Below are 17,550 nucleotides of genomic sequence, written 5' to 3'. Positions count from 1 at the left end.
CCCACTTCACATAGTACAACAAAAAGGCCCGCAAAAATGCGGGCCACAAAACCAAAAACAGACAAGAACTAATTCAGACTAAAGGAACTTATAAGGTTAATTTGGTTGTTCTTGTAATTGTATTGATGTAAAATATTGCCCCCAATCATTAACAACACTTCATCCAGAGGAATAATGTCATAGGTGTTAACGTCCTCAAAATGATCTGTCATTGTAAGATCGGGGGTATTTGTTGTATCATAAATTTTCAATCCGGCATTACCATCGCAAATAAACAGTTGATCACCTCTTACCCCAAGCCCATATGGATTTTCCATCTCATAAGTCATTAAGGTCTGTGGATTGGATTTGTCTGCAATATCTATTACCAGCAGTTCGCTCTCCTGCTGTCCACAAAAATTGCCGCCGCGCACCGTGACATAGGCTATATCATCTTTTACTACCACAGGATCACACCCCAACACGTGTCTTATCATGGAAACGAAAGCAGGAGATTCAGGATTCTCTATACTATATATATACATCCCGGTGGTACTACCCAGAAAAAGATGGTCCTCCTGATTAAAAATCGTTTCGATATCCCAGCCCACATATTCTTCAAAAACTTTTTGAGGTTGCGAAAGTGCTGCTATATCAAAAACCGAAATGTTCTGCTGGTCTACCACATACAAGTAATCTGCAACAATTTTAAATCTGGCTAAAGAACCTCCCGTTCCAGTACTGTTCCCCCCAGAACTTTCAAAAGCAGCATTATCTACTGCCCAACCGGGCTGTGCAACCATTTCTATACGTCTTCTCTCCATAGAATATCCAAGGATAACCTCCTGCTCAGGATCAAAATTTTCAGTATCTACAAAAGCAGCCTCTTCAGGAATATTAAAATTAGCATTAGAAAAGACATCCTTTGCCCTTTCCACCTGTTTAATATTTTCAATATTGGAAATATCGAAAACCACCAGGTCCATTCCGCTGTCGGCATACAGCATATCGTTTTTCACAGCAATATCTAAATTCCGCGGAATGTTGATGTAGTAAATTTCTTTCGGCGCATAAGGGTCACGATTGTCGATTACGTGAACGCCCTGATATTTATCATTGACAAAAACATAATCTTTATAAGAGTAAATTTTACCAACTTCGGTAATTACCCTCGGCTCCTGGATTTTTACAGAAGCACGAAATTCAGCAATAGACTGTGTGATGGGCACAGCTACATCGTAGTAATCCCCTACCTGTTCCTGTTTCTCACAAGATGTAAAAAACAAAAGGAACAGGGCTAGAAAAGGAATAAATGTTCGTTTTTTCATGATGGTTGATTTTCTTTTAGATGCACGAAAAGGTAAAAGGTTGCGTGATATTTATAAAATAATCACTGTCACTTTGTCATAAATTTGTTTCACCCTATCTTTGCCCGTCAAAAACACCCAAAGTGATTGCTGTTTTATGGAGAAGATATTAGACGAGAAACAACAGGGAAACACCCTGGTAATGGAGCCCAGAAAAGGCAACAGCCGCAAACTTTTTATCGAAAGTTACGGCTGCGCCATGAATTTTAGCGATAGCGAAATTGTAGCATCGATACTTTCTAAGGAGGGCTTTGACACCACTCAGAAACTGGAAGAAGCAGACCTTGTGCTGGTAAATACCTGTTCTATTAGAGAAAAAGCAGAGCAGACAGTAAGGAAACGTCTTGAAAAGTACAATGCGGTTAAAAAAATAAATCCGAAAATGAAAGTGGGGGTGTTGGGCTGCATGGCAGAACGCCTCAAAAGTAAATTCTTAGAAGAAGAAAAAATTGTTGATCTCGTGGTGGGTCCAGACGCATATAAGGATTTGCCAAATCTCATCAATGATGTAGAAGAAGGGCGCGATGCTGTAAACGTATTGCTTTCCAAAGAGGAAACTTATGGAGATATTTCTCCTGTACGGTTGCAGAGCAACGGCGTATCTGCTTTTGTTTCTATTACCCGTGGCTGTGATAATATGTGTACATTTTGCGTAGTTCCATTTACACGGGGCAGGGAACGAAGCCGGGATCCACAAAGCATTGTGGAGGAAGTAAATCATTTGGCAGCAAAAGGCTATAAAGAAATCACCTTACTAGGGCAAAACGTCGATAGTTATTTATGGTATGGTGGCGGACTAAAAAAAGATTTCAAAAATGCCTCGGAAATGCAAAAAGCAACTTCGGTTAATTTCTCAGCTTTATTGAAATTATGCGCTGAAGCACAACCCAAGATGAGAATTCGGTTTTCGACCTCCAATCCTCAGGATATGACTATGGATGTGATCGAAACTATGGTTAACTACAGGAATATTTGCAACTATATTCATCTCCCTGTGCAAAGTGGAAGCGATAGAATTTTAAAGAAAATGAACCGTCTGCATACCCGGAAAGAGTATTTTGAAATGATTGATAATATTAAAAAATTAATACCCGACTGCGGAATTTCACATGATATTATTACCGGATTCCCCACAGAAACTGAAGAAGATCACCAGGATACACTGGAATTAATGGAGTATGTAAAGTATCACTTTGGATACATGTTTTCTTATTCTGAAAGACCGGGAACGATGGCCGAGCGCAAATTTGAAGATGATGTCCCGGAAGAGACAAAGAAAAGAAGACTTACAGAAATTGTGAACCTTCAGCGTAAACACAGCTTATACAGAACACAGACTTTTATTGGCAAGACTGTAGAAGTTTTAATAGAAAAAGAATCTAAAAAATCTGATGCTCAATGGAGCGGAAGAACCCAGCAAAGTACAGTAGCCGTTTTTCCAAAAGGAGATTACAAAATAGGAGATTTTGTTAATGTAAAAATTAACGACTGTACCAGCGCCACATTAATTGGCGAAGCTATAGGTTTAAGCAACAATAATTAACAGTTAAATATTTCAGTTGATTAGATACTGATTACTTAATACTCAATACTGCATACTTTAAATGGAATCAGTACAAGCAATAAAGCAAAGGTTTGGAATTATAGGAGACGACCCAAAGGTGAATCGCTCCGTAGAAAAAGCTATTCAGGTTGCCCCAACAGATATTTCTGTGCTGGTAACCGGGGAGAGCGGTGTGGGAAAAGAAAGCATCCCAAAAATCATCCACTCCCTGTCCCATAGAAAACATGGGAAATACATCGCAGTTAACTGCGGCGCCATTCCGGAAGGTACTATAGACAGTGAGCTTTTTGGGCACGAAAAAGGTGCTTTTACAGGAGCGACCCAGACACGTAACGGCTATTTTGAAGTTGCAGATGGAGGCACGATTTTCCTCGATGAAGTTGGAGAATTACCACTTCCTACGCAGGTAAGGCTTCTTCGTGTACTTGAAAACGGGGAATTTATAAAAGTAGGATCTTCTAAGGTTCAGAAAACCGATGTAAGGATAGTCGCGGCGACCAATATCAACATGTTTGAGTCAATCAAGAAAGAGAAGTTCCGGGAAGATTTATATTATCGTCTAAGCACGGTAGAAATTAATCTGCCTCCGCTAAGAGAACGAAAAAGTGATATACATTTGCTTTTCAGAAAGTTCGCTGCAGACTTTGCGCTCAAATACAAGATGCCTACAATTAGACTGGAGGACGATGCTGTGGAGTTGCTACTAAAATACCGTTGGGGCGGAAACATTCGGCAGCTTCGAAACATAGCCGAGCAGATTTCTGTGCTTGAGCAACAGCGAAGCATAAACGCTGAAGACCTGAAACATTATTTGCCTGATATTGGCAGTAATTTGCCTGCAATCATTTCAGAAAAAAGGAAAGAAGGAGATTTTAGCAACGAAAGGGAAATTCTTTACAAAGTTCTCTTTGACATGAAAAATGACCTAAATGATCTTAAAAAGCTTACCCTGAAGTTAATGGAAGATGGAGATTCCAAAAAAGTTCAGGATGAAAATGAAAGTCTTATTCAGAAAATCTACGGTGAAGATGAAGAAGATATAGACACAGAAGAATTGGAAAACGAAAGACTGGAAGTTTTGCAGATTCCGCAAAATAGCCCCAAGTCTGAACTTCAGGATGCGCGGGATAAATATTATTTCGCAGAAGAGATTGAAGAAGAGGAAACACTTTCTTTACAGGATAAAGAACTGGAACTCATTAAAAAATCCCTTGAACGCCATGCGGGAAAGAGAAAGGCTGCAGCCGAAGAATTGGGGATTAGCGAAAGAACACTTTACAGGAAAATAAAACAATACGATCTCTGATTAAAGATTAAATTAAGCTGCCAGTTTAAACTGGGCGACAACACTGATAAAAATCTATGAAAAAATTCACCATTCTATTCTGTTCCATTTTATTACTGAGTCTTCAGTCGTGCGGAATATATTCTTTCACCGGTGCCAACACAGGAGATGCAGAATCTTTTCAGGTAAATTTCTTCCAGAACCAGGCAGATCTTGTGGAGCCGGGAATTGACAGACTCTTCACACTGGCACTCCAGGATCTAATTCAGAATCAGACCAACCTGAGCCTTGCCAATGAAAATGCGGATCTCATTTTTGAGGGCGAAATTGTGGATTATTATGTTGCGCCTATGACTTCCACAGCAAATAATACTGCCGCTCAAAACCGGCTTACAATTGCGGTAAATGTGAGATTCTATAATACACTTGAGCCAGAAAAGGACTTTGAGCGTGTTTTCTCCTTCTATTACGATTATCCGGCTACCACGCAATTAGTGGGCGGAGACCTGGAAACAGCCCTTGATGAAATCTACACACGTATAACCCAGGATATTTTTAATGCTGCTTTAACAGATTGGTAATGGATATAAATGAATTTACATACTTACTGCAGCATCCCGGGAATGTAACCAAAGAACACTCTGGCGAACTGGAAGAAATCCTTACTAAATATCCTTATTTTCAGGCTGCCCGGGCACTTAGATTAAAAGGTCTTAAAGAAAACAGGTCATTTAGCTATAACAGTGCATTAAAGAAAACCGCAGCTTATACTACAGATAGAAGTGTGCTGTTCGATTATATCACCTCTCCTGAATTTAATCAAAACCAGATTGCAGAGCAGATTAAAGAGCAGGAAAAAAGGCTGAAAGAAATTACGGTCTTTGAAGCTGAAGAAGTTCATGGGAAAAGAAGTATGGCTATAGATGATGCCATAAAAATGAAGCAATCTGAATCTGATAGAGTCATGGATCCTGCTCTTTTTGAAAGACCGGAAAAAGAAGAGACACCCGAAAAAAGGCAAATATCGACCAATACTTCTCCGGAAGAAGAAGAACTAAAAATTGGAGAGCCTTTAGACTTAAATGCTTCAGAATCACATTCTTTTGCAGAATGGCTTCGATTAACTTCTGCAAAACCCGTGGAAAGAGAAACTTCTTCTTCCAAAGAAAAAATAGAAAATCAAGATCAGGAGGAGAGCGATAAGCCTCTATCGAAGAAGTTTGATCTTATAGATGAGTTTATTTCTAAAAGCCCCAAAATAAAACCGGGAAAATCAACTGGCAAAACGAATCTTGCCGAAAGGAGCTCTGTCACCCCCGAAGCTTTGATGACAGAGACTTTAGCCAAGGTATACCTGGAGCAGAAAAACTATAAAAAAGCGATACAAGCTTATAAAATATTAATTTTGAAAAATCCCGAAAAAAGTGGTTTCTTTGCAGACCAAATTCGGGCAATCGAGAAATTACAAGAAAATAATACTGACTAAGAATGAGCACATTCACGATTTTTTTAGCCTTAATAGTTATAGTAGCATTTTTGCTAATTGTAGTAATTATGGTACAGAATCCTAAAGGAGGCGGACTTTCTTCTTCTTTTGGAGGCGGCGGACAACAGGTAGGTGGCGTAAAGAAAACCAATGACTTTTTAGACAAAAGCACATGGACCCTTGCTACTTTACTACTCGTCCTTATTTTACTTTCCAATGTAACAATTATGGATGACGGTCCAGGCTCTACAGGAGTTTTTGAAAGTGATACTGATGTTGAAATGAATGTACCGCAACCTGTGCAGCAACCAGCAACAAACGAAGAGTAGTATACTACTTCCTTACTTTACAGAGTATATAAATGCCAGCTTATGACAAGCTGGCATTTTTTTTTGCCATTTGTCAGTTATTTTGCAGTGGCACAATTTTCGAAACATTCACTGTCGAGTTAAAAAATTAATTAACCTAAATAATATTAAAAATGGGACTAAACATTAAACCGCTCTCAGACAGAGTTCTTATTGAGCCTGCAGCAGCAGAAACTAAAACTGCTTCAGGAATTTACATTCCGGAAACCGCTAAAGAAAAACCACAAAGAGGTAAAGTTGTTGCCGTAGGCAAAGGAACAAAGGACCACGAGATGACCGTAAATGTTGGGGATATGGTTCTTTATGGCAAGTACGCCGGTACCGAACTTAAGCTGGAAGGTTCAGATTACCTTATCATGAGAGAAGACGATATACTTGCAATAGTATAAACTCTTTTTAATTTTCAGAAAACTTAAAGATTAACCAATTACCCCTGAAAAATTTCAGGATAAAAAAATTTAAAAAATGGCAAAAGATATAAAATTTGACATTCAGGCACGTGACGGAATTAAACGCGGTGTGGATGCTCTTGCAAATGCAGTAAAAGTAACTTTAGGTCCTAAAGGACGTAATGTAATTATCAGTAAATCCTTTGGTGCTCCAACAGTAACCAAAGATGGAGTTACAGTAGCAAAAGAAATCGAGCTGGAAGATCCTTTGGAGAACATGGGAGCTCAGATGGTAAAAGAAGTTGCTTCTAAAACCAATGATCTTGCCGGAGACGGTACTACTACAGCTACTGTTCTTGCACAGGCTATCGTAAAAGAAGGTTTGAAGAACGTTGCTGCGGGTGCAAACCCTATGGATCTTAAACGAGGAATCGATAAAGCGGTAACTGCTTTAACTGCAGACCTTGCCAACCAGACTAAAGAGGTTGGAGATTCTTCTGAAAAAATCAAGCAGGTAGCTTCCATTTCTGCAAATAACGATGAGCTTATTGGTGAATTGATCGCTGAAGCTTTTGGAAAAGTAGGAAAAGAAGGAGTAATCACTGTAGAAGAAGCAAAAGGTACCGAGACTTACGTCGACGTAGTGGAAGGTATGCAGTTTGACAGAGGTTATCTTTCTCCTTATTTCGTTACCAATAGCGAAAAGATGACTGCAGATCTTGAAAGTCCTTACATACTATTGTTCGACAAAAAGATCTCTTCAATGAAGGACCTTCTTCCAATTCTTGAACCTGTAGCACAATCTGGAAAACCTCTTTTAATTATTGCTGAAGATGTAGACGGAGAAGCACTTGCTACTTTGGTTGTAAACAAACTTAGAGGTTCTTTAAAAATTGCTGCTGTTAAGGCACCAGGTTTTGGAGATAGAAGAAAAGCTATGTTGGAAGATATCGCTCTTCTCACAGGTGGTACTGTAATTTCTGAAGAAAGAGGATTTACTCTTGAAAATGCAACTATCGATCAATTAGGTACTGCAGAGAAAGTAGCTATTGATAAAGATAATACCACAATCGTAAATGGCGCTGGGGAGCAGAAAGATATTGAAGATCGTGTTAACCAGATTAAAGCTCAAATCGAATCTACAACTTCAGATTACGACAGGGAAAAACTACAGGAGCGTCTTGCAAAATTAGCAGGTGGTGTTGCTGTACTTTACGTTGGCGCAGCTTCAGAAGTTGAAATGAAAGAGAAGAAAGACCGTGTAGACGATGCACTTCACGCAACCCGCGCGGCTGTGGAAGAAGGAATTGTAGCCGGTGGTGGTGTTGCACTTGTACGTGCTATAAAAGTACTTTCAGATATTTCTTCTGAAAATGCTGATGAAGCTACTGGAATTAAAATTATTGCTAAGGCTATCGAAGCTCCTCTTCGTACTATCGTAGAGAATGCAGGTGGTGAAGGTTCTGTGGTAATTAACAAAGTACTTGAAGGTGATAAGGACTTTGGTTACGATGCAAAAACCGACACTTTTGTTGATATGATGAAAGCAGGTATTATCGATCCTAAGAAAGTAACAAGAGTAGCTCTTGAAAATGCTGCTTCTGTTGCCGGAATGATCCTTACTACAGAATGCGCGTTAGTTGACATCCCCGAAGATAACGGTGGCGGTGGAATGCCAGGCGGAATGGGCGGCGGAATGCCAGGAATGATGTAGTGGCACGGTCACAGCGAATAAACTTAAACCCGCTTCTTTTAACTGAAGCGGGTTTTTTAATTTCTATTAGTCCGATAAAAATTTTCTTCTGAAAAAAATGTACTACGAAAAAGGACAATTTTCGGTATCTAGTAGTGGTTAAGCTACTTTAGGAAAATGGGGAATTATTACTCTTGCTTTCCTCTTGTTTTTAGAAAATATTTTGGGTTTACTCCGTATTTTTCTTTAAATATCTTGGAAAAATAACTTCGGTTATTCAGACCAATCGCACTAACTATTTCAGAAATATTCTTTTCAGAATTTATAAGCATTTCCTTTGCTGCTTCCAGCTTTATGTGCTGCATGTATTTGTTTACAGTAAGGTCATAAACATACTTAAAACCTTCCTGAAGCTTATTTACATTGGTTCCAGCCTCTTTGGCAAGCGACTCCACCGTAAGATTGCTACCAAGATCCCCCTGAATTCTCTTTGCCACATAATCTACTTTGTCGATATCAGATTTTCTTAAAATTTGCGGCAGCCTGTTTTCATCTTCATCGTCCTGGTACTGTGAAATCTGGATCACCAACATTTCATACGCTTTTCCTTCAAGAAAAATAGAACGTAAAAATCCGGTTAAATTTTTCTGGTTGACCTCATCCATAAGGTCTGCTGCCTTTATACTATAATTTCCCTGGTAAAAAAATTGCTGCTCTGCCACCTCATCTCTAAAAAGACTGGTTAGAGTGGGGTCAAGATCCTTAAAGTCGTGATTTGGTCTTCGGCTAAAGACAGACCTTATAATTTCCAGACTCGATACGTGTGTACTCTGATTGGCTTTAAAATGTAACACATGGCCGTTGTAGCCACTGCTGGATACAATTATATTTTGGTAGGTCTCTATGGTATGAATCTTTGCAGAATCCTGAAAAGCATGTCCTACGCTCCCTTCTGAACAAAAAATGAACTTCAGAGGATGAACGGTGTTTAAAGAAAAACATATTTGAACGTCCTCATAGAACTTACAGTTATAGGCAATAAAGCCAATTCCTGAATCAAAACTGGAGCCTCTAATAAACCCTTCTCCTATTTCTTTAGGTATTTCGAGTGTGATTTCTCCACTTCCGTTCCTGACAGAAGCACTAATAGATTCTGCTATATCCTGAATTATTTCATGTACAGGTAAGGTTTTAACGTCTATTCTCATTCTTTATTAAGGCTTTAAGCCATTTTAATAAGCCACGGAGCTTCCTGTTTTTTATCTGATACTATTTACTCTGAGCATTTCTTTCCGTAACGTAAAATTAATATTTGCCCTCATTTCAAAGAGTACTCTGCACATTTTATGGCTATTAGAATAATAGTAATGGGAAAAACGTTATTCCCGTCACGCAACCTAAATTTTTTACTGAAAGTAACATATGAATTAAGATTAGTTCGAATAACAGTAATAGGATCTAATCAAAAAAGTGATCTTTATTTTTTAAAATAGCGGCGGATTATGTTCTTCTGTTTCTTAAAATACCATCTATGACATTGGTTTACGTATTACTGGGACTGGAAATAGTAGTTGTCCTGGTCGTTTCCTATATCCTTATCAGGAAAATGATTAAGACATTTAAAAAAAAGAAAGAGAAATCTTTTTAATGATTCCGGCTTTTTCGAAGTCTTTTCTGCATTTTTTATAAAGTCATTAGTTTATAGTGGCTCTTCTTAGCTAAGCCGAAACTTTTCTTCAACTCTTCTTATTTATTTCAGTTAAGCTGGAATTCTAAAAGCATTAGCTCAAAAATCGATCGCGCTCCATTTTTTCTGAAATGTAAGAATCATGATCAAGAGCGAATCTTTTTGCTGAAATAATAAAAATTTCAATATCCTTTTCTTTTGCGTTTTCGGAGAGCTGCATATAATCCCTTACCTTTATTGCAAAAAAAGGAATTATGGCTAATAATTATTACGATCCTGCAGATTTAAGAAAATTTGGGGAAATTACAGAATGGAGCGAAGAACTGGGATCTAAATTCTTTGACTACTACGGAAAAGTTTTTGAAGAAGGCGCGCTTACCGCCCGGGAAAAATCACTTATAGCCCTTGCCGTCTCCCATGTGGTTAAGTGTCCATATTGTATAGACGCTTATACTAAAGACGGGCTGCAACGCGGAATCACCAAAGAAGAAATGATGGAAGCCGTACATGCAGGAGCTGCGATAGAAAGTGGGGCCACCCTTGTACATGGCGTACAAATGATGAATAAGTATAAGAAACTCAGCATGTAATTTCTTCTGAAGTTATTCGTCTAAAAGCAACAGCACCCAACTTTTTTCAATTTATTGACTATTCCCGTATGCCTTTAAAATCACTAAAAGCCAGAGAAAACGACCTTTCCAGTCCTTCAAAACAACAGGAATTCCTCAACAACGGAATTTTTAGCGACGGTGAACTTCCGCGGTTTAAAGATAAAATTGCAGAAACCAATCAACTTCCTTTAAAACCCAAAAAGCTGGAAATCCTTCAGCTTAATCTGGGGTATATGTGTAATCAGGTTTGTTCGCATTGCCATGTAGATGCGGGGCCAGATCGTAAGGAGATTATGACTGTAGACACAATGCAGCAATGCCTGGAAGTAATTAAAACAACCGGGGCACATACATTGGATTTAACTGGTGGCGCTCCCGAAATGAACCCTAATTTTCGCTGGTTCGTGAAAGAAGCGTCAAAAGCCGGAATTAAGGATTTTATCGTGCGTTCCAACCTTACAATTATCCTTGCAAACAAAAAGTATCACGATTTACCGGAATTCTTTAAAAAGTATAACGTACATGTGATCTCTTCCCTGCCCTTCTATAAAAAGGAGAAAACCGACAAACAACGCGGCAGCGGAGTTTTTGACAAATCGATAAAAGCTTTGCAAATGCTCAACAAGGTTGGTTATGCCCAAGAAGGTACAGGCTTAAAGTTAGACCTTGTGTATAATCCTTCCGGAGCATTTTTACCTACAAATCAGCAGGCGATGGAACGGGATTTCAAATCTGCCCTTAAAAAGGATTTCGATATTGACTTTAATAGCCTCTTTGCTATTACCAATCTGCCAATAAGCCGGTTCCTGGAGTTTTTAATAGCTTCAGAAAATTATGAAGATTATATGTATGCCCTGGTGGAAGCCTACAATCCTGCAGCTGTAGAAAATGTAATGTGCACCAATACCATTTCAATCAGTTGGGATGGCTGGCTCTATGACTGCGATTTTAACCAAATGCTTGATTTAAAGGTGAACAGTAAAGTGAAGCACATCAGCGATTATAACGAAGACTTGCTTAACAACAGAGAAATTCTAATTTCCCAGCATTGTTACGGTTGTACGGCCGGGGCAGGGAGCAGTTGCCAGGGAACAGTGGCCTAAAAATGGCAATTTTAGATGCAGAAAGATTCAAAAGATAGCTTACTCCTCATTTTCACCCGAAATCCTGAGCTGGGAAAGGTAAAAACCCGGCTGGCAAAGGACACCGGCGACAAAATTGCTCTGGAAATCTATAAATTTCTTCTGAAGCACACAATTTCGGTTACAAAAGAGCTAAAAATCACCAAAAGAGTCTATTATTCTGAAGAAATTCAACAAAATGACGTTTGGGAGACTTCTTTTTTTGAGAAAAAGCTTCAAAAAGGCAGTTCTTTAGGTGAGCGCATGGAAAATGCTTTTGAAGAAGGCTTTCAGGATGGATATCGAAAAATTGCAATTATCGGTAGTGATTTGTTCGACATTCAGCAAAAAGATTTGGAAGAAGCTTTCTTTGAACTTCAGAAGAATGAGTATGTAATAGGTCCCGCACAAGATGGCGGGTATTATTTTTTAGGGATGAAATCTTTAAATTGCAGTTTGTTTTCAGAAAAAAAATGGGGAACAAGTTCTGTTCTTCAGGACACATTAAAAAATCTACAAGACCATCAGGTAAAATTGCTTAAGTCCAGGAATGATGTCGATACTTTCGAGGATATTAAAGATCATCCGGCTTTTCAGCAATTTCTGAAATAACAGCATTATGATAAAACAAATTAAAGAATCTACAGACTTTCTTATTTCCCGCGGATTTGCTGCTCCGGAAGTAGGAATTATCCTGGGCACAGGCCTGGGAAAATTAATTGAGGAAATTGAAATAGAAGCCGAAGTGAGCTACAACCACATTCCCTATTTCCCTACTGCGACGGTAGAATTTCACAAAGGAAAACTTATCTACGGAAGCCTGGAAGGAAAAAAAGTAGTGGTCATGCAGGGGCGTTTCCATTTATACGAAGGTTATACGCTGCAGGACGTGACTTATCCTGTGAGGGTAATGAAGCATTTGGGTATTCAGAAATTATTGGTTTCTAACGCTGCGGGATCTATAAACCTTGACTTTAAAAAAGGTGAAATTATGCTTATTGAAGATCATCTTAACCTTTTGGGTGGTTCTCCCCTCGCCTTTTACGGTGTGGAGCATTTGGGAGAAAGGTTTGTAGATATGAGCCAGCCTTACGATCCCGTGATGAACAAAGCTTTAGAAGAAGCGGCTAAAAAGAACAATATTACCCTGCACAAAGGTGTTTATGCCTCGGTGCTTGGACCGCAACTTGAAACGAAAGCAGAATATCGCTACCTGAAAATTATTGGTGCAGATGCCGTGGGGATGAGCACCGTTCCTGAGGTTATTGTGGCAAATCACCTTAAAATTCCGGTTTCGGCGGTTTCTGTAATTACAGATGAAGGAGATCCCGACAACCTGGAGCCGGTGAACATCCAGGATATCATTGCTATGGCCGAAAAAGCCGAACCTAACATGATTAGCCTTTTTAGGGAAGTAATAAAAGATTTATAAGAAATGAGTTACCTGGAAACCACCCGAAATGTGTACCGCGATGCTGCACTTACTCCAGATGTTGGGCTATGTTGCACTACAAATCCCATTTGGGAACTACCCGGATTAAAAATCCCGAAGATCATGCAGGAGATGAATTACGGCTGTGGCAGTACGGTTAATCCCCGTGATCTTTCCAACAACCCAAAGATTTTGTATGTTGGTGTTGGCGGTGGAATGGAACTGCTTCAATTCGCCTATTTTTCTAGAAAAAATGACGGTGTTATTGGAGTAGATTCTGTAGATGAAATGCTTGAGGCTTCCCGGAAAAATTTCAAAGAAGCCGAACTTCAGAATAATTGGTTTAAAAGTGATTTTGTAGAACTGAAAAAGGGTGATGCGCTGGATTTACCAGTGGCGGACAATTCTATAGACGTTGCCGCCCAAAATTGTCTCTTCAATATTTTTAAAACCGAAGATCTCAAAAAAGCGCTGGAAGAAATGTACCGTGTGCTAAAACCGCATGGCAGATTGGTAATGAGCGATCCTTCCTGTGAACAGCCTATGAATGACGAACTGCGGAATGACGAACGTTTGAGGGCTTTATGCCTTAGCGGCTCACTTCCGCTTAAAGAGTATATAAAAGCGCTGACAGATGTTGGCTTCGGGACTATAGAAATACGTGCAAGAAAACCTTATCGCATTCTCGATCCTAAACATTATCCTACAGAGGAGTTAATTTATATAGAATCTGTTGAAGTGGCTGCTATTAAAGACCCTATGCCAGAAGACGGACCTTGTGTTTTTACTGGTAAAGCTGCAATTTATTACGGAGACGAGGATTACCTTGATGACAAAAAAGGCCATGTTTTGTTACAAAATCAGCCCCTGGCGGTTTGTGACAAGACAGCGGCAGCACTGGCAGATTTAAACAGGAATGATATTTTTATCAGCGAATCTACCTTCCATTATGATGGCGGAGGTTGTTGTTAGGTTTTTTATTCTTTAGACCTATTTAGTTTTTGATTAGCACCTCAAACCTGACAGGTTTTCGAAACCTGTCAGGTTTAAACATCTGAATATCAAAATAATGTGTTGTATAAACGATTTTTATTTAAATTACAATTGTAATGATCACAAAATTATGAAGCTAAATGGATAAACTCGAAAATGATTTCTTCTACCACATCTACAATAGGGGAAATGATAAACAGGATGTTTTTCTTGAAAAAGAAAACTATTCTCATTTTCTAAAACTTTTAAAAAAGCACATTATACCTGCTGCGGATGTTTATTCCTACTGCCTGCTCACAAATCACTTTCATATTCTGGTGAGAATTAAAGAAGAAGCTCAACATCCATCAAAGAACTTTTCGAACCTTTTCAATGCATATACAAAAGCCTTAAATAAAAAGTATAACAGAACCGGAAGTCTCTTTCAGCGACCATTCAAACGAAAAAGAGTAACAAATGAAGATTATCTGAAACACCTAATAGTCTACATTCACCTCAATCCTGAAGCACATAATCTAATTGATGATTTTCAGGATTATCCTTATTCTTCTTTTTCATCTCTTTTAAGCGTTAAAGTAACTTCTTTGGCAAGAGCAGAAGTCATGAATTTGTTTGACAATAAAAGTAACTTTGAGTTTGTTCATCGCAATTCCAAAACGATAAATAATGAGGTATTAAAAGCAATTACTTTTGAGTAACTAACCGTAGTCAAACCTGACAGGTTTTCGAAACCTGTCAGGTTTAAATTCATGTAAGTCAACCTTGATACAATTGGTAATCAGAATTAACTTTTGCAATTTTAAAAATCATTCAAATCCCAGTTATATTCATAAAACCCGGTATTCTTTCTTTCGGAAATTTTGCTTGTCCGGAATTGATTTATGTACTGAATAAAGCTTTTTCCGTCCTTTGTAAAATCCTCTTTGTACCACTTGAAAATTTCCGAAAGCAATACTTCACCTTCCCTTACTTTAATAAAGGCGGGATCGTTTAAAGTTTTTATAGTCTGCTCCTGAAGTTGCTGCTCTAAGGTTTCCGGCTTATAAGCTTCAGAAATTAAGGGCGGACAACTTTTTGCGGCACAAACCAAAGCAAAATGAAAACGTTCTTCTGAAGGAAAATTTCCAAAAAGCAATTCGTGTTCAATTTGATCCAGCGTAACAGATTGTAATGCGAGGCTATGCGGTTGTTTAGCAAAAAAACCTTCGATCTCCAGCGGAGAATTAACCGGATATTCTTTTACTATTCCGTTAATCACCGAAAGATTATAAGCATTGATCCAGAAAGCTTTATAGACCTCCTCCTCTTCAGGATTGGCCTTAAAACGTTTTGCCAGGTTGAGCAGCTGATGGAGGTCTTCAGGATTTTCTTTAATTTCGCCGTATTTCACCTTGCCGTCTTCCACATAATTCTGAAAAAAATTGTCGGCTTTTGTAAAAAATTCGGATGTATCTTGCGCTGAAAGAACTGCGGAAAACAGCAGGATCAAAAAGGTTAAATGCTTCATCAAATCTTAAAATTAAGGTTATTCGAACTTTTGCGTCTAATTTTTTATACTTTCAAGAATCGAACCATCCTTTAAACCTCCTCAAACTATAAAAAATATGGAGCACATCGTCATAATAGGTAATGGAATTTCGGGGATAACTGCAGCCAGACATATAAGGAAGAACTCTCAGAAGGAAATCACCGTTATTTCTGACGAAAACGAATATTTTTTTTCGCGTACGGCCCTTATGTATGTCTATATGGGGCATATGAAATGGGAGCATCTGGAGCCTTACGCCGATTGGTTTTGGGAGAAAAACAGGATCAATTTAAAATCGGGCCGGGTAGAGAAAGTAGATTTCGATTCCAAAGAATTACAGTTTTCCTCTGGAAATTCTTTGCGCTATGACAAACTTGTTCTTGCCACCGGCTCTGTCTACAACAAATACGGTTGGGAGGGAGAAAATCTGAAGGGCGTGCAGGGATTGGTAACCAAACAGGATCTTGAATTACTCGAAAAAAACTCAGCACAATGCAAGCATGCGGTCATTATAGGCGGCGGATTAATTGCTGTTGAACTGGCAGAAATGCTGCGCACCAGGAAAATTGAAGTGACTATTTTAGTCCGTGAAAATGCTTTTTGGGGAAACGTCCTACCTGCTAACAATGCAAAAATGATTTCTGATCATATTGCATCCCACGGAGTAACTTTGCGCCATAAAACCGAACTGGATAAAATCCTGCCGGACGAAAATGGACATGTACGAGCAGTCACCACTAAAAGCGGGGAAGAAATTGAATGTCAGCTTGTAGGCCTTTGCACCGGCGTAAAACCGAGTATCGACTTTTTGCGGGATACAGCGTTGGAAATAGACAAAGGAATTTTAGTAAATAATTATTTAGAAACCAACATTCCCCATGTTTACGCCATTGGTGATTGTGCGCAGCAACGGGAAGTCATTGGCCAGCGAAAAGCTGTGGAAGCCGTCTGGTATACCGGTAGGATGATGGGCGAAACGCTTGCAAAAACCCTTACCGGAAATAAGATGAAGTATAATCCCGGAAACTGGTTTAACAGTGCAAAATTTTTTGATATTGAATACCAAACTTACGGTTGGGTCTGGGCTGAACCTAAAGAAAACGAACAGCATTTTCACTGGCAACATAAAGACAACACGAAAGCAATTACGATTGCTTTTGACACCGAAACCAGTCAGTTTCTCGGGATAAATACCTTCGGAATAAGGATGCGTCATGAAGTTTTTGACCGCTGGTTAAATGAAAAAAGGAGCATTGGCTATGTCTTGGCTAACCTTAAAGAGGCTAATTTCGACCCGGAGTTTTATACCCGTCATGAAAAGGAAATTTTCAGGAGTTTTGGAAAGGAATTCGAAAACACTTAATAAAAAAAGTTAATAGCTTAAGAAGTAGGTCCAGACCTCACAGGTTTTAAAAACCTGTGAGGTCTATATCACAGAAAAATGAAATACGAACCCCTAATAGCAGACAGGTATTACCATATTTACAACCGTGGTAATAATGGAGAAGATATTTTTAAAGAAGAAAAAAACTATAACTACTTTCTCCTTCTTTTAAAAAAGCACTTACTTCCAACTGCCAGTATTTTCTGCTATTGCCTGTTAAAAAATCATTTTCATCTTTTAATCAAAACAAAGGATATCAATAATAACCTCAGCATTTCACAAGGATTATCCAATTTATTTAATGCGTACGCAAAGGCAATAAATAAAGCATCTAATAGAAATGGAAGCTTATTTAAGGATAGGTTTCAAAGAAAGAAAATTGAAAGTGAAGATTACTTAATAACACTTATTCTTTATATTCATTTAAATCCTGAACATCATAATTTCACTGATGATTTCAGCACTTATAAACATTCTTCCTTTCAAAGCATTATTTCAGAAAAACCGACTTTACTCCAAAGGAAAGAAGTATTGAATCTATTTCATGATAAAGAAAACTTTAAAGACGTTCACTATTCAAGAAAAGCAGAAATTTTAGATCAAAAAGCAGAAATATTTATAGAATGAAGAACCCAGACCTCACAGGTCTTTGAGACCTGTGAG

General features: G+C 38.6%; 18 protein-coding genes. 15 read left to right on the top strand and 3 right to left on the bottom strand.

Going from position 1 to position 17,550, the window contains the following annotated elements:
- Nucleotides 1-68: 68 nt before the first annotated feature.
- Nucleotides 69-1,307, bottom strand: a complete 1,239-nt coding sequence (locus RM545_RS08530; RefSeq protein ID WP_311494901.1) for an LVIVD repeat-containing protein — start codon at nt 1,305-1,307, stop codon at nt 69-71.
- Between the two features lie 136 nt (nt 1,308-1,443).
- Between RM545_RS08530 and miaB the strand changes: the two genes are divergently transcribed.
- The 7 genes from miaB to groL all read left to right on the top strand — a co-directional run bounded on the left by miaB (nt 1,444) and on the right by groL (nt 8,152).
- Nucleotides 1,444-2,889: a tRNA (N6-isopentenyl adenosine(37)-C2)-methylthiotransferase MiaB gene (gene miaB, locus RM545_RS08525; RefSeq protein WP_311494900.1), complete on the top strand. Its 1,446-nt coding sequence runs from the start codon at nt 1,444-1,446 to the stop codon at nt 2,887-2,889.
- 61 nt (nt 2,890-2,950) lie between these two features.
- Nucleotides 2,951-4,216, top strand: a complete 1,266-nt coding sequence (locus tag RM545_RS08520; protein ID WP_311494899.1) for a sigma-54 interaction domain-containing protein — start codon at nt 2,951-2,953, stop codon at nt 4,214-4,216.
- A gap of 56 nt (nt 4,217-4,272) precedes the next feature.
- A complete protein-coding gene (locus RM545_RS08515; protein ID WP_311494898.1) occupies nt 4,273-4,776 on the top strand; it encodes an LptE family protein in 504 nt (167 codons plus the stop codon).
- Nucleotides 4,776-5,681, top strand: a complete 906-nt coding sequence (locus tag RM545_RS08510; protein WP_311494897.1) for a DUF8458 domain-containing protein — start codon at nt 4,776-4,778, stop codon at nt 5,679-5,681. The genes RM545_RS08515 and RM545_RS08510 overlap by 1 nt, the downstream gene beginning before the upstream one ends.
- A 2-nt stretch (nt 5,682-5,683) precedes the next feature.
- Nucleotides 5,684-6,010 carry a preprotein translocase subunit SecG gene (secG, locus tag RM545_RS08505; RefSeq protein ID WP_311494896.1) on the top strand — a complete coding sequence of 109 codons (327 nt, stop codon included), beginning with the start codon at nt 5,684-5,686 and terminating at the stop codon, nt 6,008-6,010.
- 152 nt (nt 6,011-6,162) lie between these two features.
- Entirely contained in the window at nt 6,163-6,438 is a 276-nt protein-coding gene (locus tag RM545_RS08500; RefSeq protein ID WP_311494895.1) for a co-chaperone GroES, read from the top strand.
- A gap of 76 nt (nt 6,439-6,514) precedes the next feature.
- Nucleotides 6,515-8,152 (top strand): chaperonin GroEL, encoded by a 1,638-nt coding sequence (groL, locus tag RM545_RS08495; RefSeq protein ID WP_311494894.1) that lies wholly within the window; start codon nt 6,515-6,517, stop codon nt 8,150-8,152.
- Nucleotides 8,153-8,319: 167 nt separating this feature from the next.
- Here the strand turns inward: groL and RM545_RS08490 are convergent, their stop codons facing one another.
- Nucleotides 8,320-9,339, bottom strand: a complete 1,020-nt coding sequence (locus tag RM545_RS08490; protein WP_311494893.1) for a helix-turn-helix domain-containing protein — start codon at nt 9,337-9,339, stop codon at nt 8,320-8,322.
- Between the two features lie 733 nt (nt 9,340-10,072).
- Here RM545_RS08490 and RM545_RS08485 point away from each other — a divergent pair.
- From RM545_RS08485 to RM545_RS08460, 6 genes are all read left to right on the top strand, one after another.
- A complete protein-coding gene (locus tag RM545_RS08485) occupies nt 10,073-10,408 on the top strand; it encodes an arsenosugar biosynthesis-associated peroxidase-like protein (RefSeq protein ID WP_311494892.1) in 336 nt (111 codons plus the stop codon).
- A 68-nt stretch (nt 10,409-10,476) separates the two neighbouring features.
- Complete coding sequence (gene arsS, locus RM545_RS08480; RefSeq protein ID WP_311494891.1) at nt 10,477-11,532, top strand: arsenosugar biosynthesis radical SAM (seleno)protein ArsS; 1,056 nt, start codon at nt 10,477-10,479, stop codon at nt 11,530-11,532.
- Between the two features lie 15 nt (nt 11,533-11,547).
- Nucleotides 11,548-12,162, top strand: a complete 615-nt coding sequence (locus RM545_RS08475) for a TIGR04282 family arsenosugar biosynthesis glycosyltransferase (protein WP_311494890.1) — start codon at nt 11,548-11,550, stop codon at nt 12,160-12,162.
- Between the two features lie 7 nt (nt 12,163-12,169).
- Nucleotides 12,170-12,982, top strand: coding sequence for a purine-nucleoside phosphorylase (locus tag RM545_RS08470; protein WP_311494889.1), 813 nt, complete (start codon nt 12,170-12,172; stop codon nt 12,980-12,982).
- Between the two features lie 3 nt (nt 12,983-12,985).
- Entirely contained in the window at nt 12,986-13,954 is a 969-nt protein-coding gene (gene arsM, locus RM545_RS08465) for an arsenosugar biosynthesis arsenite methyltransferase ArsM (protein WP_311494888.1), read from the top strand.
- Nucleotides 13,955-14,115: 161 nt separating this feature from the next.
- Nucleotides 14,116-14,673 carry a transposase gene (locus tag RM545_RS08460; RefSeq protein WP_311494887.1) on the top strand — a complete coding sequence of 186 codons (558 nt, stop codon included), beginning with the start codon at nt 14,116-14,118 and terminating at the stop codon, nt 14,671-14,673.
- Nucleotides 14,674-14,774: 101 nt separating this feature from the next.
- Here RM545_RS08460 and RM545_RS08455 read toward each other — a convergent pair whose 3' ends face one another.
- The gene (locus RM545_RS08455; RefSeq protein ID WP_311494886.1) at nt 14,775-15,482 is read right to left on the bottom strand and encodes a DUF547 domain-containing protein; all 708 of its coding nucleotides are present in this window, start codon (nt 15,480-15,482) and stop codon (nt 14,775-14,777) included.
- Nucleotides 15,483-15,579: 97 nt separating this feature from the next.
- Between RM545_RS08455 and RM545_RS08450 the strand changes: the two genes are divergently transcribed.
- Nucleotides 15,580-16,866 carry an NAD(P)/FAD-dependent oxidoreductase gene (locus RM545_RS08450; RefSeq protein ID WP_311494885.1) on the top strand — a complete coding sequence of 429 codons (1,287 nt, stop codon included), beginning with the start codon at nt 15,580-15,582 and terminating at the stop codon, nt 16,864-16,866.
- 78 nt (nt 16,867-16,944) lie between these two features.
- The gene (locus RM545_RS08445; RefSeq protein ID WP_311494884.1) at nt 16,945-17,514 is read left to right on the top strand and encodes a transposase; all 570 of its coding nucleotides are present in this window, start codon (nt 16,945-16,947) and stop codon (nt 17,512-17,514) included.
- Nucleotides 17,515-17,550 lie beyond the last annotated feature (36 nt).

The sequence above is a fragment of the Autumnicola lenta genome, assembly GCF_031846515.1.
Taxonomy (GTDB): Bacteria; Bacteroidota; Bacteroidia; order Flavobacteriales; family Flavobacteriaceae; genus Autumnicola; species Autumnicola lenta.
This window is presented reverse-complemented; position numbering and strand designations above follow the sequence as displayed.

Bases quoted from the DNA above. Each gene is read 5' to 3' on its own strand.
- RM545_RS08450 (WP_311494885.1), top strand. From the start codon at position 15,580: ATGGAGCACATCGTCATAATAGGTAATGGAATTTCGGGGATAACTGCA.
- RM545_RS08460 (WP_311494887.1), top strand. From the start codon at position 14,116: ATGGATAAACTCGAAAATGATTTCTTCTACCACATCTACAATAGGGGA.
- RM545_RS08445 (WP_311494884.1), top strand. From the start codon at position 16,945: ATGAAATACGAACCCCTAATAGCAGACAGGTATTACCATATTTACAAC.
- RM545_RS08470 (WP_311494889.1), top strand. From the start codon at position 12,170: ATGATAAAACAAATTAAAGAATCTACAGACTTTCTTATTTCCCGCGGA.
- arsM (WP_311494888.1), top strand. From the start codon at position 12,986: ATGAGTTACCTGGAAACCACCCGAAATGTGTACCGCGATGCTGCACTT.
- secG (WP_311494896.1), top strand. From the start codon at position 5,684: ATGAGCACATTCACGATTTTTTTAGCCTTAATAGTTATAGTAGCATTT.
- RM545_RS08520 (WP_311494899.1), top strand. From the start codon at position 2,951: ATGGAATCAGTACAAGCAATAAAGCAAAGGTTTGGAATTATAGGAGAC.
- RM545_RS08475 (WP_311494890.1), top strand. From the start codon at position 11,548: ATGCAGAAAGATTCAAAAGATAGCTTACTCCTCATTTTCACCCGAAAT.
- RM545_RS08455 (WP_311494886.1), bottom strand. From the start codon at position 15,482: ATGAAGCATTTAACCTTTTTGATCCTGCTGTTTTCCGCAGTTCTTTCA.
- RM545_RS08485 (WP_311494892.1), top strand. From the start codon at position 10,073: ATGGCTAATAATTATTACGATCCTGCAGATTTAAGAAAATTTGGGGAA.
- groL (WP_311494894.1), top strand. From the start codon at position 6,515: ATGGCAAAAGATATAAAATTTGACATTCAGGCACGTGACGGAATTAAA.
- RM545_RS08500 (WP_311494895.1), top strand. From the start codon at position 6,163: ATGGGACTAAACATTAAACCGCTCTCAGACAGAGTTCTTATTGAGCCT.
- RM545_RS08530 (WP_311494901.1), bottom strand. From the start codon at position 1,307: ATGAAAAAACGAACATTTATTCCTTTTCTAGCCCTGTTCCTTTTGTTT.
- RM545_RS08515 (WP_311494898.1), top strand. From the start codon at position 4,273: ATGAAAAAATTCACCATTCTATTCTGTTCCATTTTATTACTGAGTCTT.
- RM545_RS08510 (WP_311494897.1), top strand. From the start codon at position 4,776: ATGGATATAAATGAATTTACATACTTACTGCAGCATCCCGGGAATGTA.
- miaB (WP_311494900.1), top strand. From the start codon at position 1,444: ATGGAGAAGATATTAGACGAGAAACAACAGGGAAACACCCTGGTAATG.
- RM545_RS08490 (WP_311494893.1), bottom strand. From the start codon at position 9,339: ATGAGAATAGACGTTAAAACCTTACCTGTACATGAAATAATTCAGGAT.
- arsS (WP_311494891.1), top strand. From the start codon at position 10,477: ATGCCTTTAAAATCACTAAAAGCCAGAGAAAACGACCTTTCCAGTCCT.